Origin of the sequence: Dyadobacter chenhuakuii, from assembly GCF_023821985.2 — a bacterium.
Taxonomy (GTDB): Bacteria; Bacteroidota; Bacteroidia; order Cytophagales; family Spirosomataceae; genus Dyadobacter; species Dyadobacter chenhuakuii.
Map to the genome: position 1 here is coordinate 2132676 of NZ_CP098805.1, position 26661 is coordinate 2159336.

General features: G+C 45.5%; 30 protein-coding genes. 12 read left to right on the forward strand and 18 right to left on the reverse strand.

Annotated features, from left to right (window positions below; genetic code table 11):
• Positions 1-87: 87 nt before the first annotated feature.
• Positions 88-408 (reverse strand): DinB family protein, encoded by a 321-nt coding sequence (locus NFI80_RS25690; protein WP_374760343.1) that lies wholly within the window; start codon positions 406-408, stop codon positions 88-90.
• A gap of 32 nt (positions 409-440) precedes the next feature.
• Here NFI80_RS25690 and NFI80_RS08740 point away from each other — a divergent pair, with 32 nt between their 5' ends.
• Both NFI80_RS08740 and NFI80_RS08745 read left to right on the forward strand, forming a co-directional pair.
• Positions 441-1376: a polysaccharide deacetylase family protein gene (locus tag NFI80_RS08740; RefSeq protein ID WP_235163394.1), complete on the forward strand. Its 936-nt coding sequence runs from the start codon at positions 441-443 to the stop codon at positions 1374-1376.
• A gap of 57 nt (positions 1377-1433) precedes the next feature.
• Positions 1434-2852: an amidohydrolase gene (locus tag NFI80_RS08745; RefSeq protein ID WP_235163393.1), complete on the forward strand. Its 1419-nt coding sequence runs from the start codon at positions 1434-1436 to the stop codon at positions 2850-2852.
• 74 nt (positions 2853-2926) lie between these two features.
• Here NFI80_RS08745 and NFI80_RS08750 read toward each other — a convergent pair whose 3' ends face one another.
• Entirely contained in the window at positions 2927-3985 is a 1059-nt protein-coding gene (locus NFI80_RS08750) for a calcium:cation antiporter (protein WP_235163392.1), read from the reverse strand.
• Positions 3986-4032: 47 nt separating this feature from the next.
• A complete protein-coding gene (locus NFI80_RS08755; RefSeq protein ID WP_235163391.1) occupies positions 4033-4785 on the reverse strand; it encodes a TerC family protein in 753 nt (250 codons plus the stop codon).
• 154 nt (positions 4786-4939) lie between these two features.
• Between NFI80_RS08755 and NFI80_RS08760 the strand changes: the two genes are divergently transcribed.
• From NFI80_RS08760 to NFI80_RS08790, 7 genes are all read left to right on the forward strand, one after another.
• Positions 4940-5908: a hypothetical protein gene (locus NFI80_RS08760; protein WP_235163390.1), complete on the forward strand. Its 969-nt coding sequence runs from the start codon at positions 4940-4942 to the stop codon at positions 5906-5908.
• 204 nt (positions 5909-6112) lie between these two features.
• On the forward strand, positions 6113-6481 hold the full coding sequence (locus tag NFI80_RS08765) for a hypothetical protein (RefSeq protein ID WP_235163389.1): 369 nt from the start codon (positions 6113-6115) through the stop codon (positions 6479-6481).
• Positions 6482-6805: 324 nt separating this feature from the next.
• Positions 6806-7465: a hypothetical protein gene (locus NFI80_RS08770; RefSeq protein WP_254414171.1), complete on the forward strand. Its 660-nt coding sequence runs from the start codon at positions 6806-6808 to the stop codon at positions 7463-7465.
• Between the two features lie 587 nt (positions 7466-8052).
• A complete protein-coding gene (locus NFI80_RS08775; protein ID WP_235163387.1) occupies positions 8053-8694 on the forward strand; it encodes a DNA alkylation repair protein in 642 nt (213 codons plus the stop codon).
• A gap of 38 nt (positions 8695-8732) precedes the next feature.
• The gene (locus NFI80_RS08780; RefSeq protein WP_235159154.1) at positions 8733-9101 is read left to right on the forward strand and encodes an ArsR/SmtB family transcription factor; all 369 of its coding nucleotides are present in this window, start codon (positions 8733-8735) and stop codon (positions 9099-9101) included.
• On the forward strand, positions 9085-9588 hold the full coding sequence (locus NFI80_RS08785; RefSeq protein WP_235159155.1) for an SRPBCC family protein: 504 nt from the start codon (positions 9085-9087) through the stop codon (positions 9586-9588). The genes NFI80_RS08780 and NFI80_RS08785 overlap by 17 nt, the downstream gene beginning before the upstream one ends.
• The gene (locus NFI80_RS08790) at positions 9585-10202 is read left to right on the forward strand and encodes a dihydrofolate reductase family protein (protein WP_235159156.1); all 618 of its coding nucleotides are present in this window, start codon (positions 9585-9587) and stop codon (positions 10200-10202) included. The genes NFI80_RS08785 and NFI80_RS08790 overlap by 4 nt, the downstream gene beginning before the upstream one ends.
• Positions 10203-10325: 123 nt before the next feature.
• Here the strand turns inward: NFI80_RS08790 and NFI80_RS08795 are convergent, their stop codons facing one another.
• The 9 genes from NFI80_RS08795 to NFI80_RS25595 form a co-directional block, all read right to left on the reverse strand.
• A complete protein-coding gene (locus tag NFI80_RS08795; protein WP_235159157.1) occupies positions 10326-10544 on the reverse strand; it encodes an alpha/beta fold hydrolase in 219 nt (72 codons plus the stop codon).
• A gap of 3 nt (positions 10545-10547) precedes the next feature.
• Positions 10548-10718 (reverse strand): GrpB family protein, encoded by a 171-nt coding sequence (locus tag NFI80_RS25695; RefSeq protein WP_374759642.1) that lies wholly within the window; start codon positions 10716-10718, stop codon positions 10548-10550.
• Entirely contained in the window at positions 10715-11491 is a 777-nt protein-coding gene (locus tag NFI80_RS08800; protein ID WP_235163386.1) for a metallophosphoesterase family protein, read from the reverse strand. Before NFI80_RS08800 ends, NFI80_RS25695 begins: the two co-directional genes overlap by 4 nt.
• 98 nt (positions 11492-11589) lie before the next feature.
• Positions 11590-12177 (reverse strand): DUF6428 family protein, encoded by a 588-nt coding sequence (locus tag NFI80_RS08805; protein ID WP_235163385.1) that lies wholly within the window; start codon positions 12175-12177, stop codon positions 11590-11592.
• Between the two features lie 57 nt (positions 12178-12234).
• Positions 12235-12567, reverse strand: a complete 333-nt coding sequence (locus NFI80_RS08810; RefSeq protein WP_235163384.1) for an ArsR/SmtB family transcription factor — start codon at positions 12565-12567, stop codon at positions 12235-12237.
• A 263-nt stretch (positions 12568-12830) separates the two neighbouring features.
• On the reverse strand, positions 12831-15083 hold the full coding sequence (locus NFI80_RS08815; RefSeq protein ID WP_235163383.1) for a xanthine dehydrogenase family protein molybdopterin-binding subunit: 2253 nt from the start codon (positions 15081-15083) through the stop codon (positions 12831-12833).
• 285 nt (positions 15084-15368) lie between these two features.
• The gene (locus tag NFI80_RS08820; protein ID WP_235159162.1) at positions 15369-16010 is read right to left on the reverse strand and encodes a hypothetical protein; all 642 of its coding nucleotides are present in this window, start codon (positions 16008-16010) and stop codon (positions 15369-15371) included.
• A 25-nt stretch (positions 16011-16035) separates the two neighbouring features.
• On the reverse strand, positions 16036-16515 hold the full coding sequence (locus tag NFI80_RS08825; protein ID WP_255703373.1) for a (2Fe-2S)-binding protein: 480 nt from the start codon (positions 16513-16515) through the stop codon (positions 16036-16038).
• Positions 16516-16596: 81 nt separating this feature from the next.
• On the reverse strand, positions 16597-16719 hold the full coding sequence (locus tag NFI80_RS25595; protein WP_255703372.1) for a hypothetical protein: 123 nt from the start codon (positions 16717-16719) through the stop codon (positions 16597-16599).
• A gap of 170 nt (positions 16720-16889) precedes the next feature.
• Between NFI80_RS25595 and NFI80_RS08830 the strand changes: the two genes are divergently transcribed.
• Positions 16890-17795 carry a helix-turn-helix domain-containing protein gene (locus tag NFI80_RS08830; protein ID WP_235159163.1) on the forward strand — a complete coding sequence of 302 codons (906 nt, stop codon included), beginning with the start codon at positions 16890-16892 and terminating at the stop codon, positions 17793-17795.
• Positions 17796-17962: 167 nt separating this feature from the next.
• Here the strand turns inward: NFI80_RS08830 and NFI80_RS08835 are convergent, their stop codons facing one another.
• The 3 genes from NFI80_RS08835 to NFI80_RS08845 all read right to left on the reverse strand — a co-directional run bounded on the left by NFI80_RS08835 (position 17963) and on the right by NFI80_RS08845 (position 21008).
• Positions 17963-19282 (reverse strand): DUF389 domain-containing protein, encoded by a 1320-nt coding sequence (locus NFI80_RS08835; RefSeq protein WP_235163382.1) that lies wholly within the window; start codon positions 19280-19282, stop codon positions 17963-17965.
• A 67-nt stretch (positions 19283-19349) separates the two neighbouring features.
• Positions 19350-20771, reverse strand: coding sequence for an alanine/glycine:cation symporter family protein (locus NFI80_RS08840; RefSeq protein ID WP_235163381.1), 1422 nt, complete (start codon positions 20769-20771; stop codon positions 19350-19352).
• A gap of 63 nt (positions 20772-20834) precedes the next feature.
• Positions 20835-21008, reverse strand: a complete 174-nt coding sequence (locus NFI80_RS08845) for a trehalase family glycosidase (RefSeq protein ID WP_252172111.1) — start codon at positions 21006-21008, stop codon at positions 20835-20837.
• A 115-nt stretch (positions 21009-21123) separates the two neighbouring features.
• On the opposite strand from NFI80_RS08845, the gene NFI80_RS08850 reads away from it, so the two are divergent.
• Positions 21124-21840, forward strand: a complete 717-nt coding sequence (locus NFI80_RS08850; protein WP_235159166.1) for an alpha/beta hydrolase — start codon at positions 21124-21126, stop codon at positions 21838-21840.
• A 3-nt stretch (positions 21841-21843) separates the two neighbouring features.
• Positions 21844-22353, forward strand: a complete 510-nt coding sequence (locus tag NFI80_RS08855) for a tetratricopeptide repeat protein (RefSeq protein ID WP_235159167.1) — start codon at positions 21844-21846, stop codon at positions 22351-22353.
• A 51-nt stretch (positions 22354-22404) separates the two neighbouring features.
• Here NFI80_RS08855 and NFI80_RS08860 read toward each other — a convergent pair whose 3' ends face one another.
• The 3 genes from NFI80_RS08860 to NFI80_RS08870 all read right to left on the reverse strand — a co-directional run bounded on the left by NFI80_RS08860 (position 22405) and on the right by NFI80_RS08870 (position 26594).
• Positions 22405-24768, reverse strand: a complete 2364-nt coding sequence (locus NFI80_RS08860; RefSeq protein ID WP_235163380.1) for an outer membrane beta-barrel family protein — start codon at positions 24766-24768, stop codon at positions 22405-22407.
• Between the two features lie 103 nt (positions 24769-24871).
• The gene (locus tag NFI80_RS08865) at positions 24872-25939 is read right to left on the reverse strand and encodes a helix-turn-helix domain-containing protein (protein ID WP_235163379.1); all 1068 of its coding nucleotides are present in this window, start codon (positions 25937-25939) and stop codon (positions 24872-24874) included.
• A 97-nt stretch (positions 25940-26036) separates the two neighbouring features.
• On the reverse strand, positions 26037-26594 hold the full coding sequence (locus NFI80_RS08870; protein WP_235163378.1) for a DoxX family membrane protein: 558 nt from the start codon (positions 26592-26594) through the stop codon (positions 26037-26039).
• Positions 26595-26661 lie beyond the last annotated feature (67 nt).

The following is a 26661-nucleotide window of genomic DNA, read 5'->3' on the forward strand; positions in this document are numbered from 1 at the left end:
CAAGTAGGTCAGGAAAATCCCCATACACTAAACTTATTTTTTTACCATTAAAGCTATGAATATTATTAAATCAATGAGGTGCGCATACTAGGTGCCTGATATCATTTTGTAGTATATAAAATCAGTCATCGGAGGCTGAATGCCAATGCTTCGAAGTTCAGTAGCAATTTGTCCTCTATGATAAGTGGAATGAGTAATGATTTGAAAGAATATTTCCTGAACGGAGTGGGTAAAGGTGGTACCGGAACCAGTTTTATAAGTAACGGGCTGCTGAGTGCTAAAGCGTTCGAGTGCCGCCAATGTCGCTTCGCTATTTGCCCGGTCGATTTCAAGCAGTGTCTTTATTAAACGTATCCATTCGAATGTGTTGGCTATGAAATAAATACAAATGAACATCATTGAACGCATATTTTTAATTTTATACTAAACCTGAGCCCCTCATGAAATTGCATATACTGCTGCTACTAATTATTCTTCAATCTTTTGCAAAACAAGTCTTCGCTCAAAAGCAAATTGCCATTACCATTGACGACTTGCCAACGGTCAGCAGAATCATGAATACCGATGCCTTGAGAGCGGAATTGACAGATCAGCTGTTAGGCCATTTGAAACAACATAAAGTCCAGGCGACGGGGTATGTCATCGGGGAGAAACTTGTTAAAGACGGAAAAATCATTCCCGCCCAATACGGTTTACTAAGAAAATGGCTGAAAGCCGGCCATTCACTCGGAAACCACACTTTCGGACACTTAGGCATCAACAATATTTCGGCAGCCGCCTATGAAGCGGATGTGCTCGGTGCCGATACACTGCTTCGAGGTTTTCTCCATAAAGAAGGCGCTGAACTCAAATATTTCCGGCACCCTTATCTCCACAGAGGAAATACGGCTGAGAAACGGGATTCGCTGGAAATGATACTGGCCAAACACAAATACATCCAGGCACCCGTGACGGTCGATAACGACGAATACCTTTTTGCCGCTGCCTTTGACAAGGCGATGGGCGGCAAAAACCAGCTCCTGGCCGATTCTATCTCGAAGACATATGTCAACTATATGATGGATTATGTCCATTACTATGAGTCCCAGGCCGACTCGCTGTTCCACCGGCGCATTCCGCACATTCTGCTGATGCATGCTAACCTGCTCAATAGCAAAGCACTTGGCCAGTTGCTTTCCAGACTAGAAGCGGATGGCTATCAGTTTGTCACGCTTCAAAAAGCGCTGGAAGATCCTTGTTATCTCACGGAGGATCAATATATCGACAAGCGAGGCATTTCCTGGATTCACCGCTGGGCTATTACCATCGGTAAGAAAGGGGCATTCTTCAAAGGCGAGCCGACAGTTCCAAAATTCGTCTCTGATCTGATGCAATGATGTAAGCCCGAGCGGATCCTAAGAGTTCACTCCAGAAGCAGTCAAACAGTTATGGCAATGTTTAACAAGTTCAGTGTAACGCAGCAAACGATTATGGGCAAATCAGCAAACGGAAACAGCAAGAGCTTAGCTAAGCTCATCCCCCTTCTGATACTTATTTACATATCACTGACGGCCAGCGGGCAAACTAGTAAGCTAACTAAGGCAAATTCATCAGCGCTAACTGCAATTGAAAGCAAGATTCGCGACAAAACGATGGCCATCGAGTCCAAGTTGATCGGCTGGCGCCGGGATATACACCAAAATCCAGAACTGGGAGATCAGGAAGAACGCACTTCAAAACTGGTTGCAGAACACCTCCGCGCTCTGGGAATTAAAGTGCAGACAGGAGTGGGCGGCACAGGGGTTGTAGGCATATTGAAAGGCGGGAAGCCAGGAAAGTTGGTTGCCCTGCGGGCAGATATGGATGCCTTGGCCGTTAAGGAGCCCGCCGGATTACCATTCGCTTCAAAGTCCACAGCCCAAATAAGCGGAAAGACTGAATACCTGATGCATGCTTGTGGGCACGACGCACATACGGCTATGCTAATGGCCGTAGCCGAAGTGCTTGCAAGCATGAAAAGTGAGCTGACAGGTTCAGTAATGTTCATATTCCAGCCCGCCGAAGAAGGCTCAAGCGTTGTGGAGCCAGGGTCGGGTAAAAGCTGGGGCGCCAAACGGATGCTTGAAGACGGCATGTTTAAGAAAAACAAACCAGATGCAGTATTCGCGCTACACGTTCACCCCGGCAAATCAGGACAGATTGATTACAAAAGTGGACCTGCCACAGCCAGCAGCGACGTGCTGAACATTACTGTCAGCGGGCAGCAGGGCCATGGAGGCATGCCATGGAACACAGTTGACCCGGTAGTAGCCTCGGCATATGTAGTTGCCGGCTTACAATCCGTTGTCAGTCGACGCGCTGACCTGACAAAGTCGCCAGCCGTTGTTTCAGTGGGGATGATCCATGGCGGGTCCAGCCAGAATGTGATCCCGGATACGGTTAAAATGGTTGGCACCATCCGTTCATATGACCCTGAGGCACGCAAGCAACTTCATGCTGATATTAAGCAGGCTGCTGAGCACATTGCGGAAGGAACCTATGCGAAGGCGCAGGTTGACATTTTGCCTATGTATGATGTCACAGATAACAATGATGCCCTGGCTCAACAGATGCTGCCCGTACTGAAGCGCGCTGCCGAAGCGGGCGTGATACCCGGGTCGTTGCAGGGGGCTTCGGAAGACTTTTCTTACTTTGCCAAAGAAGTGCCGGGTCTGTATATTTTTCTTGGTGTCACGCCCGATGGTGAGGATCCTGCCAAAGCTGCCCCAAACCATAATCCCAAATTCTTTGTCGATGAAAAAGCATTGGTAGTAGGCACAAGGGCAATGGCGGCAATGGCCGTTAACTTTTTAATGAGCAGATCGCCCAACTAACGATTGCCCGGCGCAGGATATTTTACGGCAAAAAGTGCCGGACAATGTCAGGATATTGGTCAATATATATGGCTTTAAGGAAATACGATTGTAAAGATATACATCATCAGATTAACCAAAAGCACGATAGCATATAAGCTGTTGGTTTGTCCCTTATTAAGCGAAAGCATTACCGTAAAAATTGAAAGAACCAGCAGGACCATGGATTTCATGGTGAGACCGAGGATAAGTGGCAAATCCATTATTGTGCAAACAATGACCACAGTAGGAATACTTAGCCCTATACTTGCTAACGCGGAACCTAACGCAAGATTGATGCTCGTCTGATACTGGCCGCGTCTTGCCGCACGGATAGCAGCTATGCCTTCCGGTAGTAAAATAACAGCTGCAATAGCCACACCCACTAGTGCCGTGGGTAACCCGGCTGCAACAATTCCGCTTTCAATTACCGGAGAAAGGTTTTTGGCCAGGAAAATAACTACGCCCAGGCATATGAGTAAAAAAGCCAGGCTTATCAGAGCTTCGCTTCTGGAAACATCTTTCTCCTCGCCTGAAACTTCTGTCAGAAAATACTTACGGTGCCGGACAGTTTGCGTAAATATAAAAGACCCGTAAATGACCAGACAGCAAACGCCAATGGCGATTAGCTGTGGCGTGCTGTAGGAAGGTCCGGCGATACTCGTGGTAAAATTAGGCAGCACCAGTGTAAGTACTAGAATAGACACCAGGCTGACCAATGCAATTGTAACGCTTTTGGTTTCAAAACTCTGCTCCTTAAATTTCAATGCGCCCAAAAACATACTAATACCCAGAATGCCATTTAATATAAGCATAACGGCTGCGAACAGGGTGTCACGCGCATAAGTATCTGCACCGGCTCCTCCTGTCAACATCAGTGATACGATAATCGAAGCTTCCAAAAGCGTTACCGCTACTGCAAGTATAATTGTTCCATAAGGTTCGCCCACTTTGTGTGCGACTACCTCAGCATGGTGCACGGCTGAAAATACACCTGCGATCAAAGCAACTACGGCTAACGAGTTGACCAGAAAGCCTGAGCCAATAGGCAGCATCAGGTAAAAAATCCAGGCGATAATAGGTGCAATATAACTCCACTGAAATATTTTTTTCATACGAAAGGTTAAGGATAAAAGCTTGTTCTTTTTATATTTTCCAAAAACTATGGCAGAAGCCGATCTTCACCTGGCTGATAATGTTCATGGGTTTTCACAGGCGCGCTCTTAGATTTGTTCATTCGCATCTGGAATACATCCACCAGCAGTGAAAATGCCATAGAGAAGTAAATGTAGCCCTTCGGAATTTCAAGCCCAAAGCCCTCACTGACCAATGAGAAGCCGATCAGCAATAAAAATGACAAAGCCAGCATTTTGAATGCAGGGTGCCGGTTTACAAAATTACTGATCGTTTCAGCTGCTACCAGCATTAATATTACCGTTGCAATAACTGCTACATACATTACCCAAACTTCCTTTACCATACCAATAGCGGTGATGATGGAATCGATGGAAAAAACCATATCCATGATCAGTATTTGCGTGAGGACCTGCCCGAAAGACGAAGCTTTGATCTGTTTGCTCTGGTCTCCCTCCTCCCCTTCCATTTTGTGATAAATCTCAGTCGAACTCTTGTAGAGCAGAAATAATCCTCCTGCGAGCAGGACAAGCTCCTTTCCTGAGAACCCTTCACCAAAGACCACAAAAAGATCTTTGTCCAGCTTCATAATGAGGGAAATCAAAAGCAAAAGCCCGATCCGCATCACGCCTGCGAGTACCAAACCATATTGCCGCGCTTTCTTCTGCTGGTTTGCAGGAAGTTTTGCGGCGATGATTGATATAAAAATGACATTGTCAATGCCAAGAACCGCCTCCAAAGCGACCAGCGACAAGAGTGAAACGATGACTTCGAATTCCATGAGTATTTGTTGATTAGAATTTCAAGATGAGGCTGGCATGCTGTAACTTCCTGTTATATACGGATTTGATTCAAGCATGCCAAAACATTTTTTCAGTTTTATTTTCTTTGCAAAACTATATTCAGTAAATTTACAACTGTAAAAATAAAAAAAAATGACTTATCTTAGTGCTCAGCCGCAGTTCACTACTTCATGGGATGAAATATGCTACCCTGTAAATTCAGTGTGGCTGGCCGACCTATTGCCGGACTATGAAATCATGGCCACTGATAAGCAGCAACTTATCGTTGGTCAGCCTTTTCGAGGGACTAAAACGATTTTCGGCATTCAAAGCGCTGACTATGCCATCATACCCAACATATTAATCAGAGAAGTTGTCGATAAGCTATTTTCAGACTACAACCTGGAAATTAAATACACGTCTACGGGTGAATTTAGCATTAATATCATTTTTCCTGAGCAGCTCGCCATTGGCGGTGAGCAGTTGCAGCGGAGCATGATTTTGACGAATAGTTATAATGGAAAAACCCCATTTAGCGTACAAGGCAAAACATTGACGGCCATGCTGGATGGTTCCGGGCTTCCGGGCACGAGCATGTACCGGGCAGTTTGCCAGAATGGGCTAATGGGATGGGCGGACTCCTTTTCCGAACTCCCAAAATATCGATCGTGGTTGGAGGAACGCAGGCAGGGAAAAGAAAAAAAACAAGGAACCAACAGCAGTGCCATCGCAAAAAAAGATGCAGCCAGCCGAAAAATCCACCAGAGCAGGCGGCAAACACCTGAACTGTTTCAGGAGCAGCTGTATGAATTGCTGGCTGGTCAGGATTATAAAAGCCCTACCCTGACGACCACGGTATATGAACATTTTCAACAAAAATCCTTTGGCAGAGCGGATGAAAAACTGCTAAAAACACTGCCGATTCCTGTTCAACTGGCAAAGCAAGCTTATGAGCGCCTCAAACTGGAGCAGCGGCTCCTCGACCAGGATTCGTCTTACTGGCTGATGTACAATGCTGTTAATCATGCCCTTTTCAATGCGCGGAGCAGTCTTACATTAAATGACCGCTACAAGCTTGATGAAAAGGTTTTCCATCAGCTCGCAGCCAGTTCCTTGATATAACGCGGGCCATCGTCGTCGAGGCTGCTGTTTTGCAACTTAATAGACTAAACTGAAATGATCATGGAAAACGAAAAAATCAGACCGGATGATGAAATGTCTACGGCAATATTCTACGCATTTACGATCATGTTCATCTATATCGCCGTTTGCATATTGATGGCAAACATCAAATAGAAAAACACTTATAATGGAATTTTCAAAATTATGCATTTATCTTATTCAAAAATTGGCGCTGCTTCGGTAGCGATGGTACTCGCAGAAATGGAAGATATCTTCCAAAAGAGAGAGGCTCATGAAATAGATGGTATGCCTGCTACCAGGCAGCAAGCTGATTTTGATGTATATGCCAATTTCCTGAATGAGAATGCAATTGTGCTTGGTGGTACAGGTGCTGTACACGATCAGCAGACGCTGGTCAATACGCCAATCAAAATTAACCAGTCGGCAAAAAACCGGTTTTTGTCTATCCTAAGCCGTGTAACGAAGGCACATGAAGGCGTGTCACGTCAGGAGCGCCTTTTTGTTCATTGGTTTTGGTCACAAATACAAAGCAGCCTTCTACACCGGCCATAATTTCATCCCCCCCTAAGTATACCCCGTCAAACGTGGACGCTATCTGCTGTCCACTGCGAAACGTCTCCCCGGTTACCGGCCGCCCGCCTGTTGAAGACTGCCTGACAGTCTGGTGGACTTGAACAACCGGCTTGCAAAGTTGTAAGAAATTTTTGGGTCGTAATGGCTACTCAGTCAGTGGATAACATCCCGAACCAAAATTTAGATCTGCATAATTTCGAACAGCCACTTGAATTTGAGCTGCCGTTTAGATATTTTTGAGATCATTAGTTTGATACTTAAAATATCTCAACTGTTCACTCATCAACAAACTGACCTTTCGCCATGACTACCAAATTCCCAATGACTACGCGAGAACTTTATCATAGCGTGGGACTTTCAACTGCTGACATTACTAAGATTGACAATCCAACATTTGTATGGGTGATTGCCGCATTCGCTAAAAGGGAAGACGAACCAGCAGCTGCATTTTCTGATTTCGGTTGTGCGCTGAATTTGGTCAAACGCGTGAATGCATTTGTGGAGGGTGGTGTTGGGCTCAGGCCGGTTTTGAAATCTACAAATAAACTCAAAACGGACCGGTACAAACGATTAGTGGATGTTGGCTTAACACCGTATATGGTTAGCTTTAACAGTAATCGAAATGGCATTGAACTAGTAGATGATCTTTGCGATGACCTTGATGAATTAAGTGTCGATAAGTTGATGCGTAATTTGAATAGGATTGGTGAGATAGCGCCGGTAGTTCTGGTGGATAATCTTTTTGGTACATTTTGGGCACCTAACGGCCACCTTGCAATAAAAAAGGCCAAAGTATTTAAAGCGGTGTTAGATTCTTTAAAAGACAAACAACTAGTAAGGGAAATGGAAGCAGGTAGAAATCAATCAACAGTATGCGCAAATGAAAAAGAAATGGAAAAGCAAATTGGGCTGAGCCAAAATTTGGATATTGCATCAAAACCGGAAGATGAAAACGATTCTTAAAAATGAAAAGCTGATTCTCCGGCACGAACCCGGCAACCGAATGAAAGCAGGCAGGAACAAAAGATTGTGGCTGCAATAAAGAAGTTATCATGACAGGTAAGAGAATTAAAAACTTGCTGACCTGGATTACTCCGCTGATACTGGGAGCATTATTAGGTCTTTACGAAATTCTGCATGGCCTGTTTTATGTGATTTATGGAACACCGGACCAGAAGCGAGACTATCCACTAGAAATTGTTCTTGGACTGCTAATCATGGCTGTCTGTTTGGGAGGCCATTGGCTAATTAGCCGTATCTCGCATTCCAACACGCGCACAATCTGGATCATTGAATCCATACTGGTGGCCTTAATTATTTACGGTTTTTATCGATCTTAGGAAATCAAACTGTATAATTGCTGGCGTAGAGGCATAGCGTTTTTAATGAGATTTTTAACCATTTGATCCGAAAACTGGAAGGTATTAAATGCCGCAATTGATTGTAGTTACCAAGATAATGGGAATTATTCCCTAGGCGTGGAATGCGGTTGAACAAATGAGAAACGTCGAAACTGCTTGATTTTAGGGACCGGTAATCAGAACACAGCAATGAAACTTTCTTCAAAAGCGGATAACATCCTGGAACAGATCAATAGTAAAACCAGACTAGGAGACTTACGGAAAATTGCTAAAGATATTAAAAAAGATCATGAGCTGGCTCTTGAACTATGGTCGACAGGGCGATTTTTGCCCAGGCAACTGGCCATTTTAATTATGGACAATAAGCGCATATCACAAGAGCTTATCAATGAACTTGACCGTGATATGCAAACCCATCCATCAATCGAGCGGAATCAATTGATAGACTGGTTAATGGCCAACCAAATCCATAAAGACAAGAAGACCACAGCGTTAATTGAATCTTGGGAAAATAGCCCGTCTGCTCTGCAAAGAAGAGTATTCTGGTACCATCAGGCGCGTTTGAGATGGATGGGACAAATTCCTCCTGAAAACACGGCGGAATTGGTGACCAAAATAGAAACCAACATTCCCAAAGAAGAACCGGAAGTTCAGTGGGCGATGAATTTAACCGCCGGCTGGATTGGCGTCTATGAAAAACAATATCGGGATCGGTGCATTGCCATCGGCCAGAACACTGGTCTCTATAAGGGGGAAATGGTATCAAAAGGCTGTACTCCAAATTATCTGCCTGAGTTCATAGCAATTGAAAGCAAAAAACGCAATCTATAAGCGGGTGTATTAAAAAAAATTTGGACAACCAAATAGTTGTGCTTAAATTAGCAACCAAATGGTTGTATATGGTAGAAAGAAGGGATGTTTTTCAAGCGATTGCCGACCCTACGCGACGAATGATCATTCAGCGGTTATCGGGTGGCGCATTGAATATTGGTCAGATTGTGGACGACTTTGGCATTACCCGCCAGGGCATTGCCAAACATCTGAAAGTGCTGCATGAATGCGGCATGGTCACGCTTACCCAGAGAGGGCGCGAGCAAATGTGTGAGGCGCGGCTGGATCAGTTGGATGAAGTGGCCGACTGGGTGAATGAGTCTCGCAAACGCTGGAATCAGCGATTCGAAAAGTTGGACAAATTTTTAGCAGATACAAAAGACAGCGAAAATGAAATCACAGGATAAGGAACTCTTAATCACACGCATATTCCATGCGCCCATCGATAAGGTTTTTGACGCATGGACCGACCCTGAAAAACTTAAACGCTGGTATGCGCCCGATGGCTGCACGATCGACTATAAGCATATCGAGGTTAAGGAAGGTGGACGCTTTCATTACCGCATCACTCATCCGACCCACGGCAGTGGATGGGTTATCGGCAAATATCTGGAAATAATGCGACCGGAGAAACTAGTATATACTATACGGCTTTCAAACGAAAACGGCGACCTACTACCACCAGATGATTTAAAATCAGCAGGTTGGCCGGGCGAGATATTGATCAAAGTAACATTCGAATCTCTCGGTAACCAGACAAAGGCAGTGATCTACGAAGCTGTATCGGAAGAGGAAGCCCGTAAAACCGGGGCGTATAGCGGCTGGATCGAAATGTTTGACAAACTGGAACTTCAACTACAAAGCATTCCAAACCATAATTCAGCATCAGCATGAGCAAAATATTCTTTGACAGCGGGATTTCTCTGGACGGCTATTTCGCCGGTGACAACAGAAGTCCACAAAACCCGATGGGCGGCGTGTCGGGCAAACTTCATCAATGGATGTTCAAACAAAAGGCATTCTGGAAACACATCAAAATGGAAGGCGGCCAGGAGGATGGTACCGATGGGACATTGATCGACGATGTGTTTGCCCGGACAGGTTCGTACATTATGGGAAAGCGGATGTTCGAGGAAGGCGAAGTGGCCTGGGCGGAAGACCTGTACGAAGCCGACGTATATGTGCTTACGCGCGAAAAGCGCGAGCCCTGGATTCAGAAAGGGACTACAACCTTTTACTTTATAAATGACGGCATTCAAAGTGCGTTGGAAAAAGCACGGGAGTCAGCAATGGGAAAAGATATCAGGATACAGGGTGGCGCGAACACCATTCAACAATTTCTCAACGCTGGTCTCATCGACGAATTTTTCATTCACATTGCACCGGTCTTTCTGGGAAGTGGCATCCGGCTATTCGATGGAATTGAAGACATTTATGATATGCAGATCATGGAAGTGATACCGTCCGAACTTACCACGCATTTGAGGTACAAGCTGACAAAGAAATGAAAGATTGAATCATCAATCAGCATTTTGCTGGCTGTCTTATCTTATCCTGACCTGCAATAGCTAGTAGTGATTGCTATTCCCAATAAGGCCAAAACAAGCATGGGATAAGCTGATTTCCGAACATTATGCCAGCAAAAATCTTTCTATTAATATAGTAACCTGGCGATATGGTTCAGAGCCGGCTTTCAGTGTCGTAATTTCACCAAGGTAATCGCCATGGCCGCCCGGAATGATCGTTAGGTCTGAGCCTTCAATCAGCTGATGCATCTTCAATGTATGTTCCAGTGTTGCGACATCCTTGTCACCAGTCAAGATCAATGTTTTTGCTGTGATGCTGGCCAAGGTTTAGAGGCTTGTCATCATTCTGTTCCCTACGTTGTGCGGTGTTTCGATTTGTGGATCAAAGCAACTTACTGACACCTGTATGTCAATGATATCTTTTGCAGCAAGACCCGGGACAGCGGTAGATCCTATATGATGAAATGTGGATTTGAAAACCGGCAGTGCTATTTTCATTTTCCCAGACGTAATGATTCTGCATATGCATTGGGAAGGATGCTCGCTTCGACAGCCTTGGCTGCTGTTTCGACATCGTATTCAAAACGTATAAAATCTACTGTAATGCTTTCCTTACTTGCTATGTATGCATCCGCGTTAATGTGCAGGATTACATAGCCACCCCTTGGGTCACCATCTTTTGGCTTACCAACCGAACCAATATTGATCGCATGCCGGAAATGGTCTGTGCCGTCTGGCTGGACTGATCCCAGGATCCTATGATAGGGTTTGTGGGTATGGCCGAAAAGCATGACATCAGCGCCTGCCTGCTCCATGATCCGCAGCATGCTTTTTTCATCGCGGTCTTCAAACAAGTATTCATTGATCCGCCGTGGGCTTCCATGCACCAGAAGAACTGATAACGGTTTCTCATTTAATTGAAATTCCAGACGGATGTGTGCCGGCAACGTTCTTAAATAAGCGCGCTGCTCGTCTTTGACAATTTCGTTCGTATAAGCAATCGATACTTTGCCGTTTTCTTTTTCATTGTCAGTCTTATAAGCACAGCCGCAATCGTCGCTGCTCCTTCCGATGCCAAAGTCGTAGTTACCGGCAATGGTAGGAATACCGCGCCTTCTGATTTCGTCAATAACTTCATTAGGCCATATGTTGTAACCGACCAGATCGCCCAGGCAATAAATAGCATCAATGTTTCTGGTTTCAACATCTTTAAAAAACGCATCCAAAGCCGGAAGGTTGGCATGAATGTCTGAAAAAAGGGCAATTCTCATATAATAGGCAGTTAATTGGAAAACTTATGCTGTTGTTTGAGAGCAAAATTGACCATCAGGATCAATACCGGAACTGCTAAATGGCATCCGGCACCTGCTCAGCAGCACCCAGAGCCAGGCTTGCAGCTGTCACCATCGGAGGTGACCAGTTCAAGTTCCTGTTTGACAGGCGTGGGCGCGCAGCAGGATGGTTCTGCTGACGGTGTGCCGCAACTTTGGTTTCGGGTAAGTGCCTTGCATTGGGTGAAGTCCGGGACCAGGTTAACAGTGAAAGCTTCACCATCGGAAGCAAACTCTCCGGGGTACATCTGGCGTGTATCAAACCTGGAATTGCCGAACTCAATTTTAACGATTGCATTAGGGTTCAGTGGAAGCGACTTTTCAACCAGGTCGACAATTTTCAGCGCTTTGTCCACTTTCATTGAACGGTCTACTTCTTTTTCTGATGGTTCCCATAGCTGCACGATCACTTCTGTCCAGCTGTTCATTACCCCGCCGCAATCAACCGAAACGATGGGTGCTTGCTTGATTTCGGTAATGTGGTAAGAGCTGTCTACAAACTTGCCTTCTTCATATTGGAATTGCAGGTGCAGATCGGGATTTCGTTGAAGGGTATTTTTAAAATCACCCCAGGTCAGCGGCCCCCGGGTCAGCGGCCCCCGGATCATCGGATTTAATTGGCTCATGGCTTCTATTGGTTAAATGTATTATTACGATTGATATTTTCAAAAAAAATGCCCTGCCTAGTTGCAGCAGGATTCAGTATGGGCAAATGTGTCCAGCAACGAACCAAATGTTTGCTTCGATTCTGACCACACGACCGGGTTTATACAATAGCATACCCTCGGCGGATTGATTTCACCCTGGATGATGCCGATTCTTTTAAGCTCCTTCAAATGCTGGGAAACAGTTGCCTGGGCAAGTTCGAGCTCATCCACCAAATCACCGCAAACGCAGGCTTTTCTGGAAATTAGCAATTGCAGGATCGCAACCCTGGCCGGATGCGAAAAAGCCTTTGCCAGATCCGCGATACGGTTCTGCTGCTCGGTGAATATTTCGGTTTTAGTTACTCCCATGCTGCAAATATATATAGCATTTGACCAATTGCAATATTACGATTAATATTTTTTCGTCTGCTAAATTCTATGGTATCTTTTACGATTCTGAACCGATGAAGGCGTTTTCACCTGTCCTACAGATAAGGTCTTTTATTGTTTGTGCCAACCCGTTTTTATAGACAACTGAATCTGCCGATGGGTCCGCCTGTAAAAACATTACGAACTGAGGTTACCCTACAAAAAAAGACCTGATCGTTTTGACCAGGTTCTTTTTCGATGCTTTATATAACTTTTTCCGTTTCGTCTTTGAAAGGCTGATTATAATAACGTTTGCCTTTCATTTTATATAGCGCATTGGCCACGGCCCCAAAAACCGGTGGGAATGGCGGTTCGCCCAATCCGGTCGGATCCAGTTCGTTTTGCACGAAATGGACTTGGATGCTTTTGGGCACTTCGTTCATCCGGATCATCCGGTAATTATGAAAGTTGCTTTGCTGGGCGGCACCGTCTTTATGGGTTAACTGGCCATAAAATGCATTGCCAATCCCATCCACAACCGCTCCTTGCACCATGTTAGTGGCCGCATCGGGATTAATGACAATCCCGCAATCCATTGCGCTGAAAACGCGCTCGACATAAGGCTGGCCATCTCGCGTGATCATATCCACCACGTGCGCCGCATACGAATTATGACAAAAATAAGCGGCCACACCACGGTTGTATTTTTCATTGCCAGCCTTGCCCCAGTTTGATTTATCACGCACCAATTCCAGTACACCGGCGTATCGATCGGCATCATATTCATTGTTTTTCCCAACAGGCTTTTCTTTGGCTCTTTTCAAAAGTTCCAGCCTGAATGCGATCGGGTCTTTGCCAGCGGCTTCTGCTACTTCATCCAGAAACGATTGCTCAGCGGCTGCGTTGAAATTAGAACGCGGCGCACGGAAAGCGCCTATGGTTATGTTTGAGGCAATCTGCCAGCCTTCTGCAAGGTAATTATCTATGGCCCCGGCCGGAAAACGGTTTGCATGGATTGGATGCTCCGGAATCCCACCTCCTTTTACGTGAAACGCGATCAGGTTTTTATTAGCGTCCAAAGCAGCGCGGTAAGTGGCTGTGTACATCGGGCGGTAAATGCCGTAGGTCATGTCGTCCTCCCTTGTGTACATCAGCTTCACCGGTGCTTTCATTTTTTTGGAAATCAGCGCAGCTTCGTAGAGATAATGGCCATAAGCCCGGCGACCGAAGCCGCCGCCCATGCGCGTCATTTGTATCTCAATCTTGTCGGCAGGCAGGTTCAGTAGCTTTGCAAGTGTAGGCTCAGACCAACCTGGGGCTTGCAAGGGCCCCGCTACCAGCGCCTTTTCATCTGTCACATGGGCAAAGAAATTCATGGGCTCCATGCAATTATGTGCTAAAAAGGGCCCGTTGTATGTCCGCTCGATCACCTGGGCTGCATTCTTGAAAGCAGCTTCCGGATCACCATCTCGTCTCAATTCCTGAGCCGGCTTGGCAGCATATTCCTGCATTTGCTGCATTTGCGTAGTTGTACTTTCGAGGGCTCCCGGAACGGTAACTTCCCTTTTTCCACCCCTTCCACTTATTGTGTCTTTCACATCACCAGCCGCTTCCCAGTTGGCAACCAGCTTTTTACGTGCACTGATCACTTCCCAGGTGCTACTTCCGACAATAACCAGCAGCTCATTGAAGCTACGCGTATCAAAACCGCCTTGTTCAAAATCATCCGCATATAATTTAAGAGTAAAAACATCTTTAATACCCGGCATTTTCAATGTTTCGGCGGCATCGAAAGATTTTAGCTTCATTCCAAAAGCAGGCGGGTGCTGGATCATGGCGATGAGCATTCCGTCAACACTATAATCCAACCCAAAAAGCGGCTGGCCGGAAGTGATCTTCTTTATTTCTACGTTCTTCTTAGACTTGCTGACTATGGTAAAATCCTTTGGTGCTTTCAGCTTCAAATCTTTTGGCACAGGCACGCTGGCTGCTTTGCTGGCCATATCTCCATATTTGGCAGATTTCCCGCTCGGGTGCGACAAAACACCCGCCTTGGTCGTCACTTCGCTGGCCGGCACATTCCAGGTTTGGCCGGCAGCTTCACGCAGCATCTGCCTTGCAGCAGCCCCAGCCTCACGCAAGGGTTTCCAGTACATGCGTACAGAATTGCTTCCGCCTGTAAATTGCGCCCCGAGTTTGGCCGGATCGTGCGGCCCCATCTCGACGCTCACGTTTTTCCAATCCACATCCAGTTCTTCTGCCAGCATCATCGGCAGAGAAGTCATTACATTTTGCCCAAATTCAGGGTTGGGACAAATCAGTTTCACCTTGTTATCTGGTAAGATATGAATGTAACCATTCAGGGTTGCCCACTGCTCAGGCAAGCTCAGCGCCTGGGTCTTGTCAGCAGATTTGAAGCTGGATAACCAGCTGACGGTAAGCATCATTCCGCCACCAGACAGGATTGAAGCTTTTAGAAAAGAGCGTCTGTTCAAGGCTGTTTTATCTTTGTCCATGTTCGGATATCTTTAAATGGTTAACTAAGGATCACTTTTTGCTTCAATCTTAACTGATCAGGTGCATGCATTTATATCTATCTTGGCTAGTCCTGTAAGGACGGCCTTCATTTTTATCTATTGCCGGGCCGTAGCCGAAGCTTAGCCCATACAACCTAGCCCGAGCGCCGACACTTCAAGCCTGCTTTTTCCTAATTGTCTTTTTTGCATTGTGTTCTTACTTTTCGTTGAAACCCACCTTTCTGTCACCCTACGCGCACCGGGCCGGCGGGCTGTCGAAGGGCCTTACTTCTTTGGGGCGTAAGCTCCGCTTTGAAGCCAGGTAATCCAGGCTTTTTTGAATTCTGCATGCGTTACCGGTGGCAATGTTCTTCCTTCTCCCGGATCCCAGCCTGCCAACACAAGCCCATCATCGGCGTGCTCGATCAGCTTTTTGATATCCTTATTCCCATTTTGCTTTTTGTCGACCAACTGTTTGGCTAGCTCATGCGCACTTTTTCCTTGAAAAACCATTTTCATGGCAGCAGGCGGCAAATGCCACTCAGGGTTGCCGGGCGGCATATGAAGGCCAGCTATGTTGGTTTCCTGATGGCAATTCGAACATTTCATGGCATAGACGCCCTTTCCATCCAAGCCGCGTTTGGGTCCCATTGCATGCAAATGGCTGTCATCCCCTTGCAGCGGCACATCGCCGGCCGGATGGCAGTTCATACAGCGAGGGCTCATCAGCGTTTTATAAACAATTTCAAAAGCTTGCACCGACGCTACGCTATCACGGTTAATGGTGCTGAATGTAATCTGTTTTACCGGCGCATCATTCCGGAATGCAGATGCCCCGACGGCGACGATAAAAATGAATATTGACAGCACGGTAGCGGCCTTTTTCGGAACAAACAGTTTCATTCCATTTTCTGGTTTTTGCTTCATAAGGTGAATTTGAAAATGGATGTTGTTAACCTTTCGTACCTGTTTTTTTCTGCAACTCGGCAGCCGTGTGGATCGCCTCGCGAATCCGCAGGTAGGTGCCGCAGCGGCAAATATTGCCCGCCATCGCATCATCAATATCCTGGTCGGTTGGGTTAGGCTTTTCGCGCAGCAGCACCGCAGCCGACATAATCTGCCCGGAATGGCAATAACCGCATTGCGGCACGTCAATTTCCTGCCAGGCTCTCTGGACAGGGTGCGAATTTGTTTCAGACAACCCCTCGATCGTTACCACCTTTTTCCCAGCCGCGCGACTCACCTTGGTCACACAGGAACGCACCGCTTCTCCATCCAAATGCACCACGCAAGCCCCACACTGCGCGACCCCGCAACCATACTTAGTCCCTTTAAGACCAGCCAGATCGCGGATCGCCCACAAGAGTGGCATTTGCGGATCAGCTTCCAAAGGGTAATCCTTTTTGTTGATATTTAATGTGATTTTAGCCATGGTGAACAGTGTTTACATTGATGGTGTGATGATACGATATCTTTATTAAATATTGGTTTTATTATCGCTTAATATCTCTTTTCAAACTGCATTTGCCGCTGCCGTTTTCTGCTTGCCGATTGTTTGGGCAATGACAGTAACAAACTCTTTTGACTGGGCAGGCGACCAACCTGTACGCAGTGAAATGTTCAGGTTCTCTGCCATTCTTTCTTTACGGAATTCCGCAGTTTAAGTGGATTGTAAATTTCGGCTTTGATTTGAGAGCAAATGGTATACAGATTCCTGTTTTATCTACCAATATTCCTGATTTGCCTTTCCTGATTTTTCAGCAGGTAATGAATTGGGTAACTTTGGGTAGCTAAAAATTTCAGCCTATGGAAGACATCATCCGTTTCGAAACTGTAAATCAATACAATGCATTTAACCAGCAGGAAACACTGCACCCGTTGGTAACTGTGATTGATTTGTCAACCGCAAGTCCCAGAAAAAAGACCAGCCAATACATGGGCTGCTACGGGATTTTCTTAAAAGATGTCGTCTGTGGTGATCTTCGTTATGGGAAAGAGTATTATGATTATCAGGAAGGCACGCTTGTCTTCATGTCTCCCGGACAGGTTTTCACCGTAGAAAATGATGGGGAGCTTTATCAACCCAAAGGCCACGCGCTCGTATTTCATCCCGATCTGCTTTTGGGAACTTCACTGAACGGGAAGATGCAGGAATTTTCGTTTTTTGGTTTTCAGGTCAATGAAGCCCTGCATTTGTCCCAGCGTGAAAGACAGATTGTGATGGATTGTTTTGGCAAGATCAAGTATGAGCTCGAACACGCCATTGACAAGCACAGCAGAAAACTCATAGTCGCGAACCTTGAATTGTTTCTGGATTATTGCACACGCTTTTACGACAGGCAGTTTCTTACCCGCGATAACATACACAGGGGAATCCTGGCAAAATTTGAGAGCCTTTTGAGCAGTTATTTCAGCTCAGAGAAACCTCAGACCATTGGCCTGCCGTCTGTCTCGTATTGTGCCGATGAGCTCAATTTATCAGCAAAATACTTTGGTGATCTAATTAAGAGAGAAACCGGCCAGACTGCGCAGGAATACATTCAAATGAGGGTGATTGAAGCCGCCAAAGAAAGGATATTTAGTAGCGACAAGACCGTTAACGAGATCGCCTTTGAACTGGGCTTTAAATATCCCCAGCATTTTAGCCGCCTGTTTAAACAAAGGATCGGGCAAACTCCCAACGAATACAGGATTTTAAACAATCTCAATTAATTCTAATGCGCAACGAAATGCAGCCATCAAAAGGACTGATCCGTCTGATGTCAGCATTCCTGCTGACGCTCACGCACATCTTTGTAAACACCCAGGTAAAAAATGCCGGATCAGAAAATAATACGCCGATTTTTCCAAAAGGGCAACTGGCCCCCGCTAGCACTCATTTACGGAACTGCCTTTTCTACATATAGTTTGATTGAATCACTCTTGAGCCTGACCTGCAACCAGTTTTTTATTTTTGTAAAGTCCCTTCCAGTCTGCCTCAGATTGGCAGAACCCAAAACAACAACTGTATAATTGCTTGTTTTACCCCCATTTGTAAAAAACGTTTGCCGTTCAGCTGAGCAGTATCTTACGTCGGGGAATAGGGGTTTGATCTCATTGAACAAAAGACCGGTAGCCTTATTAAGTGCGCCAATGCTGTCTTGTCTTTGAATATTACGGCTGAGCTCGGTCTTTAACTGATTTATCTCAGCCTGATACCGGTCGCTCTGAGTTAGATCTCCGGAAACATCATTAATAGAAAACCCTTGCTGAACGATCACCGTTGTGCTTGCAAGTCCGTAAATTGCCTTTCGGCTGTTTAACCGTTTCTTTTCAGAGTCGTTGATCAGTTTCCCTCCATAAATAAGCTTGATCTGCTTTTTAGCTGGATCCAGTTCGTGCTTTAAAAGGAAATCACCTTCAATATAGCTTTCATTGGTTATAAAATTGTTGGCATTCTGAATAAAATGCTCTTTTTGAACCAATAAATAACCATAGTAAATGCTGGGAATGGTCGTTAAGAGCACCAAAAAACTGACCCAGCGATTTGCCATGGTCTTTTGATGTTCGTTGGCATAGTCGCGGATGGGATATTGAAGCAGCCTTACCGTGATCAGCGTTGCGGTTCCTATAAATACAGTGTTGATCGTAAGCAGGTAAAATGCGCCAAAGAAGAATCCCCAATTGGCCGTTGCCAATCCGTAACCCGCCGTACAAAGCGGAGGCATCAGCGCGGTTGCTATGGCAACACCAGGAATTACATTGCCCTTATTTTTGCTGGAAATCGCCACGATTCCGGCAAGTCCTCCGACCAGTGCGATGATTACATCATAAATGTTAGGCTGCGTCCTCGCCAGCAGTTCAGAGTGCGCCTGGTAAATGGGTGTAACATAAAAATATATGGCAGACGTAAGCAGGCCGGCAACAATAGCAAAAAGATAATTAACGAGTGCTTTTCGGAAAAGTGAAAAATCGTAAGTCGCAATGCTATATCCCATCCCAAGGATCGGCCCCATTAATGGTGACACTAGCATGGCGCCAATGATTACCGCGGTCGAGTTGACATTTAAACCAACCGATGCAATGAAGATGGCAAAAATAAGGATCCACAAGTTTGTTCCTTTAAACTCAATGCCACTCTCGACCGTATCGTGAATCTTTATGTAGTCCTCCCGCTCAGAAGAAATATCAAACCTTCTGAGTAACTTTTCAATGATCATAACAGTGATTTAAAATAAGATAGTTGGAAGGACAAAATCACAAGGGATTCGATTTTGCCCAATTACATTAGTGCCACTCTTCTGCATTTTTGACTCCCCAGTCAGATGCTTTATAAACAGGATCTTTGCCTTGTTTTTTCTGCTGCTGATAATCTTTCAATGCGTCCAGCGCGGGTTTTCTCAAAAGCAAAATGGCGATAATGTTCAGCCAGGCCATCATTCCAACACCAATGTCCCCGATTGTCCAGGCGAGTTCGGCTGTTTTTACTGATCCGTAAAATGTGGCCGCCATGATCAGGCCGCGCAGCACCCACAGCATGACTTTGCTGTCACCATCTTTCATTAAATAGCTCAGATTGGTTTCAGCAATGTAGTAGTAAGCCATAATCGTCGTAAATGCAAAGAAAAGCAGTGCTATGGAGACAAATCCACTTCCCAAAGCAGGAAAGTGCGCATTGATCGCCTGCTGCGTAAATTCAGATCCGATTGCCATGCCTTTTACATTCTCGACCATAAAACCGCCATTGGGATTTACCACATTGAACTTGCCTGTAAAAAGGATCATCAGCGCAGTGGCCGTACACACAAACAAAGTGTCGACATAAACAGAAAACGCCTGAACCAAGCCCTGTTTCACAGGATGGCTCGCTTCTGCTGCGGCAGCCGCGTGGGGCGCTGTGCCCTGGCCGGCCTCATTGGAATAAATGCCGCGCTTAACGCCCCAGGAAACCGCCATACCAAAAATACCTGCAAATGCAGGTTCCATGTCAAATGCCGAACGGATGATCAGGCTGAAAACGGCCGGAACTTGCGTGATATTAATGGCAATAATGATCAGCGCCATGAGAATGTACGCACCCGCCATAAACGGGACAACCAGTTCTGCCACCTTGCCAATCCGCTTCACCCCGCCAAAAATGATCAGCCCGAGCAGTATTGTGATGGCAGCTCCCGTCATTTCAACCGGAATGTCAAAAGCAGTTTTAGCGCTTGTGGCAATGCTGTTGCTCTGCACGCCGGGTAAAAACAGTGCGGTGCTGGCAATGGTGGCGATCGCAAATAATGTTGCATACCACTTCACACCTAATCCTTTTTCAATGTAGAATGCCGGACCACCGCGATATTGTCCGTCTTTGACCTGCTTGTAAATTTGTCCGAGTGTGGCTTCGACATAAGCAGATGCCGCGCCCAGAAATGCAATGGCCCACATCCAGAAAACTGCCCCGGGCCCTCCCATTGCAATAGCCGTTGCGACACCTGCAATGTTGCCGGTCCCTACCCTTCCTGAAATTGCAATGGCAAAAGCCTGAAATGATGAGACTCCTTTTTCGGATGCCTTATTGCCAAAAAGCAGGGTGACCATATCTTTCAAAAACCGCACTTGCAGGAAGCGTGTTACAACTGAAAAATAAATCCCTGTTCCCAGGCAGAGTGCAATGAGCGCATTGCTCCAAATGACACTGTTAATAGAATTGACGATTTGCTCCATGTAGGCGGTTAGAGGATAGGTTCAGAATAATACTATGTGAAGCCTAAATAAAACCAAAATTTGTTAACACACGGCATTTTCGAAGAAATACCGTATCTGGTTCTTGCTTTCGACCAGTCTTAAATAAACTGCATTCGTCCAGCCGAATCCTTCCTGGTTGGCGTATTCACCGCCACCGGCAGTAAGATTTGTATCGGAGATGCGCAAGCGAACAGCAAATGGTCCGTTTTCGCACAAAAAAACAAGAAGCCATTTGCTAAGTATTTGATTAAGAGCAAAATGTTTGACGGCATAATTCTTTCACCAATACATGACAAATCTTAAAAGTAGAAATTATATTTAATCTCCAGCCATGAAAAAATTTTGTGTTTTAATAGGGTTACTGTGCCTTTCCAGTTTGACGAAAGGACAATCCGGCCAGCAAGCGATCGTACTGGGACATGTTGATACGGTGTATTCTGAGGTACTAAGGGAAAATAGGCCAATTTTAATTTATTCTCCAAGTTATGATACTGCTTACTTCAGTAAACCGGCATATCCGGTACTATATGTTCTGGATGGAGAAGGATATTTTGCTTCGCTGGTAACCATGATACAGCAGCTTAGCGCTCATAATGGCAATACAGTATTTCCTCAAATGATCATAGTAGGTATTCCTAATCTGCGGGGGACAAGAAACCGGGACCTTACCCCCTCCCCCAGTTCAATGGATCCAAAATCTGGTGGTGGCGAAGCCTTTACTGCCTTTTTGGAAAAAGAACTAATTCCTTACGTAGATAATCACTACGCCACAGCTCGATACCGTACTTTAATCGGGCATTCGTTGGGCGGTCTTTTGGTAATAAATACATTATTGAAGCATCCTTCACTTTTTAACGCCTATGTAGCTTTGGATCCAAGTATGTCTTATGATGAGGGTAACCTGCTCAAACAAAGCAAGGAGTTGCTACAACAACAGAGCTGGAAGCAACAGAGCCTATTTTTAGGCGTTGCTAATACCATGAAGCCTGGCATGGATACCGCGCAGGTCAGATCAGATACTACTTCAATTACTTACCACATCAGGTAAATATTGAAGCTGAAAGATCACTTGACACAAGCCACTGTCAAAGGATTGCATTGGGACCACAAATATTATTCTGAGGACGACCATGCATCAGTACCACTAATAGCAGAATATGATGCGTTACGCTTTATTTTTCGCACCAACCGTTTTCCTAGCAATCAACCCCAAAATCAATTTTTTGATAAAAAATATTCTGTTGAGCAATTGAAAAAAGCCATGGACGCGCATTACCGTCTTCTTTCAAAGGAACGCGGATATGAGGTAAGGCCGCCGGAACCCTTAATGAACCAGTTGGGGTATTCCTTTTTGCAGCAAAAAGATTTTGAAAGAGCCTTCTTTTTCTTTGAAACGAACGTGAATTACTACCCAAACAGCTTTAATGTCTATGACGGCCTGGGCGATTACTATTTAGCTGTTGATAAAAAAACAATAGCAGTTGACTGTTTCAAACAGGCACTGAGATTGAAAAACACTTTGGAGATAAGAGACAAACTTCATAAACTAAGTTCAAAATAAGGTGAAAAGACTTTCCATTCGAAGAAAGTGTAAACCAGAGACCTGGCCAAACTAATTGGCCCTGCTGTTCTCCGGTTGCGCTTGTCTTTGCGGTTGTGCAGCTGGCGCTGTGCCGCCAAATCTGTACGTTGCAGTCAGCTTAAAGTAGTTATTGCCAAACCGTCTGTTATAATAGACCTGCGTTTTTCCAACATTGTAATCACCTTCTGCTATCGACCGGTTAAAAATATCGTTTGCACTCAGGTTTAGTTTCAGTTTATTACTGACAAATGATTTCTCGATTCCAGCCGTAACGAGCGATCGCCGGGCATCACGGCGGATGCCATAGTAACGTTCGCCAAGGTGCCAGGCGAGCAACTGCATTTTAATGCCGTGTGTTAAACTGAATGTGTTGCTTGTATAAAAGTAAGCCTGAGGCGTTACTTTTCCGGTCGCATAATCATATTGGTCGTCAAAGGACCGTCCGTATGTAACACTGACGGTGTTGATCGATTGCCACCATTTACCGATCGAGAAAGGTCTCGTTAATGATGCAAGAAACGTGCGGTCACTGCTTCTGTTGATCGATTTGAGCACATAACTCTCGGGAGTGTTTCCCCGCAAAGCCGCCCCTGAAAGCGGGTCAATGGTGTACGTGTAACCAATCTTAAATTCCGTTTTTTCCAGATTCAAACCGATTTCAAATGCATGTGCTTTTTCCGGAACAAGATTGGGATTCCCTTCAATGGTGGTGAAAGCGTCCTGGTAAATGACAAATGGGTTCAAGGCCTGATATCTCGGACGGGTGATCCTGGCGTTGTAGGAGGCTCTGAGCTTACTGCCATTTTCGAACGGATATGCCAGTTGCAGATTGGGAAAAATGTTCAGATAGTCTTTTCCAAAATCCTGCCCATCACCTGCGGTCGTGCTCAACTTATAAGTCGTCCACTCCGCCCGCACACCGACATTGGCACTCAGCTTCCCGACATTCCCCGAAAAACTGGCGTAAGCCGCTCCGATCGTCTCTTTATAATCAAACAGACTTGACAACTTTGAATCCGGCAAATAAGGTCCGTCGGAATTGTTTCCAACCAAAAAACGGGTGTCGGAATTGTTTCCCACATGGCTGAATCTGAGACCGGACTCCACTTTCATGTCTTTTTTAAAATATTTTGAAACATCGGCTTGAACAGCAGCAATGTTCAGATCTTGTGAAAAAGTATTCCGCAGGTAACGAGGAGCAGACCCGCCAAACTCTGAAATCACATCTTCATTGCCCGTCCTGAAAGTCGAGTACTGGGCGCTCAGGAACACTTGCGAACCCAGTGTATCGATGGTTTTGGTAAAGTCGGCCAGGATCGTATTGTTTTGCCGGAGTTCGTCTCTTACAATGCTGCTGCCATAATTATTGTCAGTCGTAAGCGAGGTGATCCGGTTGCGGCTCTCAACGGCTCCGCCCAGTTGATCCCTGTTTCCGTTATAGGAAATGGATAATAAAGAAGCAGGTGAAAAGCGGTAACTGACACCCATGCCATAGGTCGCATAAACATTGAAATCCCGTTTCCAATCTGTTGTGAGAGCAGAATTAAGATATTCGGAGGAATCCGGACGATTTCTGACAGTGTAAAGCAGTTCCCTTCCACTGCCTTTAAGTAAGGCAACATTGGCGGAAAGTGAGAATTTGTTCTTTGCAAAAGCCAGATCGGCAAAGCTGTTGGCATTGCTGCCGGCAAAATCCGATGCGGTCAGGTGCTGGCTAAGCCTGCCGCTCAATCCGTTCCCATCCGGAGCTTTGGTAATAATGTTGATCACGGCCCGCCCGCCTGCATCATAACGTGCAGAAGGATTTGCAATAACCTCAATACGGACAATTTGTGAAGTTGAAATACCCGCCAGGCGCTCGGCGGGAATTAAAGTCCCGTTCAGATAAATGATCGCCTCACCCTTTCCCTGAAGAGAAATCACGCCCTCATTAACCGTAAGCCCTGGTGTTCGTGAAAGTATTTCGGTGACAGAGCTGCTGCTGGCCAGCACGGTTCCAGCCACATTGACTTCCATGTTGCCATTTTCGCCATAATGCATTAACGGAGCCGAAGCAGTAATCGTCACTTGCTCCAGGTCGGTCGCACTTTCCTGCATGACAATTGTGCCAAGGTCTACATCAGCTGTTTGTGCAAAGACAATGTTAATTGTAGTGTCTTTGGAAATAAGCGAGCTCAGCGTCAGCCTGAGATGCACATTGTTCAGGCCAGAAATTGCAACACTTTCGTTAAAAGGACTGTTTTGAATCACCTTTCCGGTGGTGTCGGTCAGCAACAAATTGCCGTCAACGGAAACACCCGCTGCGTCGGTAATCTTTGCCGAAATGCTTCGGATTTGTGCTGAAACGGGCAGGCTTAATAAAATTGAAATGACTAGAAGAACGATAGATTTCATGACTTTGGATTAAATGTCCAAAGCTAGTCTGCTTGAAAAACAGGAAGGTTTTGAAGTCGGGAATTCGGAGTTCGGATTTATAATTCCGTACCGACCGCATTAGTTAAGTGGTTGATAATCCTTCTCTAAACAAGCTGGGCGTGGTTCCGCGGTATTTTTTAAATGCGGTGAAAAACGTAGACTTTGCATTAAAGCCAACCTCGTAACCGATCTCTTCGAGCTTGATTCCGTTGTTGCTCGCGATCAACTCACAAGCTCTGGCAACACGATATTCATTGATATAAACATTGAAACTTTTGCCCAGATTGTCGTTAAGCAGCTGCGAAAGCTGATGCCCGGAAATGTTAACCGCCTTGGCCAGATCATTCAATTTCAGGTCAGGATTTTTGTAAAGTTCCTGTTCTGTGATGACTTTATGAATCTTGTCCGTAAGGCTCGATGCATGATCTTCGGCGATCTTCTTTTTGGCATAACGCTCCGGTTCTGCATAACCCAGGAATGTTGTATTTGACCTTTTTCGGCTAAAAAACAGCGGAATATTCAGGTAAAGCAGCAATGAAAAGAATATAGCGCCGGTAATGTATACGCTGCTGAATGACCAGAAAAAGACGATGAGATAGGCGATCAAAATAACCGCATTTCCGAAAAAGATTGAAAGGATCGGCTTCTCCGTGGGCGAGAGATTTTCGGTTTTGTCAAACAGCTTTGCGATCCGCTTTCTGAGCATCCATCCGGTCAGAACAAAATAGGCAACCCATTGTGCGTAAATGATATGAACAATGTAATGGTTCCAATCCCAGGGATGGCTTTGATAAGGAATTAATATCCCTAAAATAGTGATTCCCACCAGCCAGGCACAATAAATATACTTCCATCGAACTGGTGTCTTAACCGTGTTTTCGAGTGCCGCCCTGGTGAAATAAAAAAGTGAAGGACCGATTAAAAAGCAACCTGAAAGTCCGATTTGAAGATAAATCCGTGGGAGATCGGGGTAAAAATAATTGAAAACAGCCTTGGTGATCCGCATGGTAAGAGCCAGCAACAGCAGCCCCAGAAAGTATGATGCAGGCGCTTTTGGCTTTTTAAAAATCAACAGATAGCAACTTATAATCAGCCCGTTAAACGCGCCCAGTGCGCTGAAAAAGAATAGGATCTGCTGACCTGGGTTCATGCATTTGGCTTGTAAGTAACAACATTTCAAAACGGGTTTGTAAAAATAATAATATTAAAGTCTGAAAATAATAATGACCGCTTCCACACGACCAAGTCTAAGCATATGGAACAGTAGATACGTCCCGATATACCCCCGCAACTCTTTTGCTTAGCGTAGCCCTAAATCCTTGTGGCCTCGCAACGATTCGCGCTCCGGTCCACGTTGATGCGATTACCATGCCGGCAGCTATCAGGATAATATCTTTGATGATGTATTGGGCTTCCAAGGTCGGCGCATGCATTGTGCCAGAGAAAAGCTCAGAAGGATAAAGGAATAACGGGGACATAGCGCCCACCATTTGAAGCGCAAGCAGCCATACCCCTACCCGCAGGAACATACCCGTTAAAAAGCAGAAGCCGATCAGGCATTCAAGGGTAGCAACAAAAACCATTGCATTATGCCCTGTGAAAACACCCAAGGTAAGCTCAGAGGTTGTGCGGGTTGCCAGTGATTCGATTGGACTTATTCCCGTAAAAAATTTGAGCACGCCAAAAGCAACAAAAACAATCCCCATCGTAAAGCGAAGAATGTTAATGCTATTGGCTACCAGCCATTTGTTAATGGATGTGTCAAGTTTATCAAAGCGGTCAAAAAGGCTGAGTGAATTCTTCATTATGTTGCAGGTCTGGTTTAGGCTATCTACGTCAGGACCGGCTCAAAAGATCGCTTTAACATTAAGT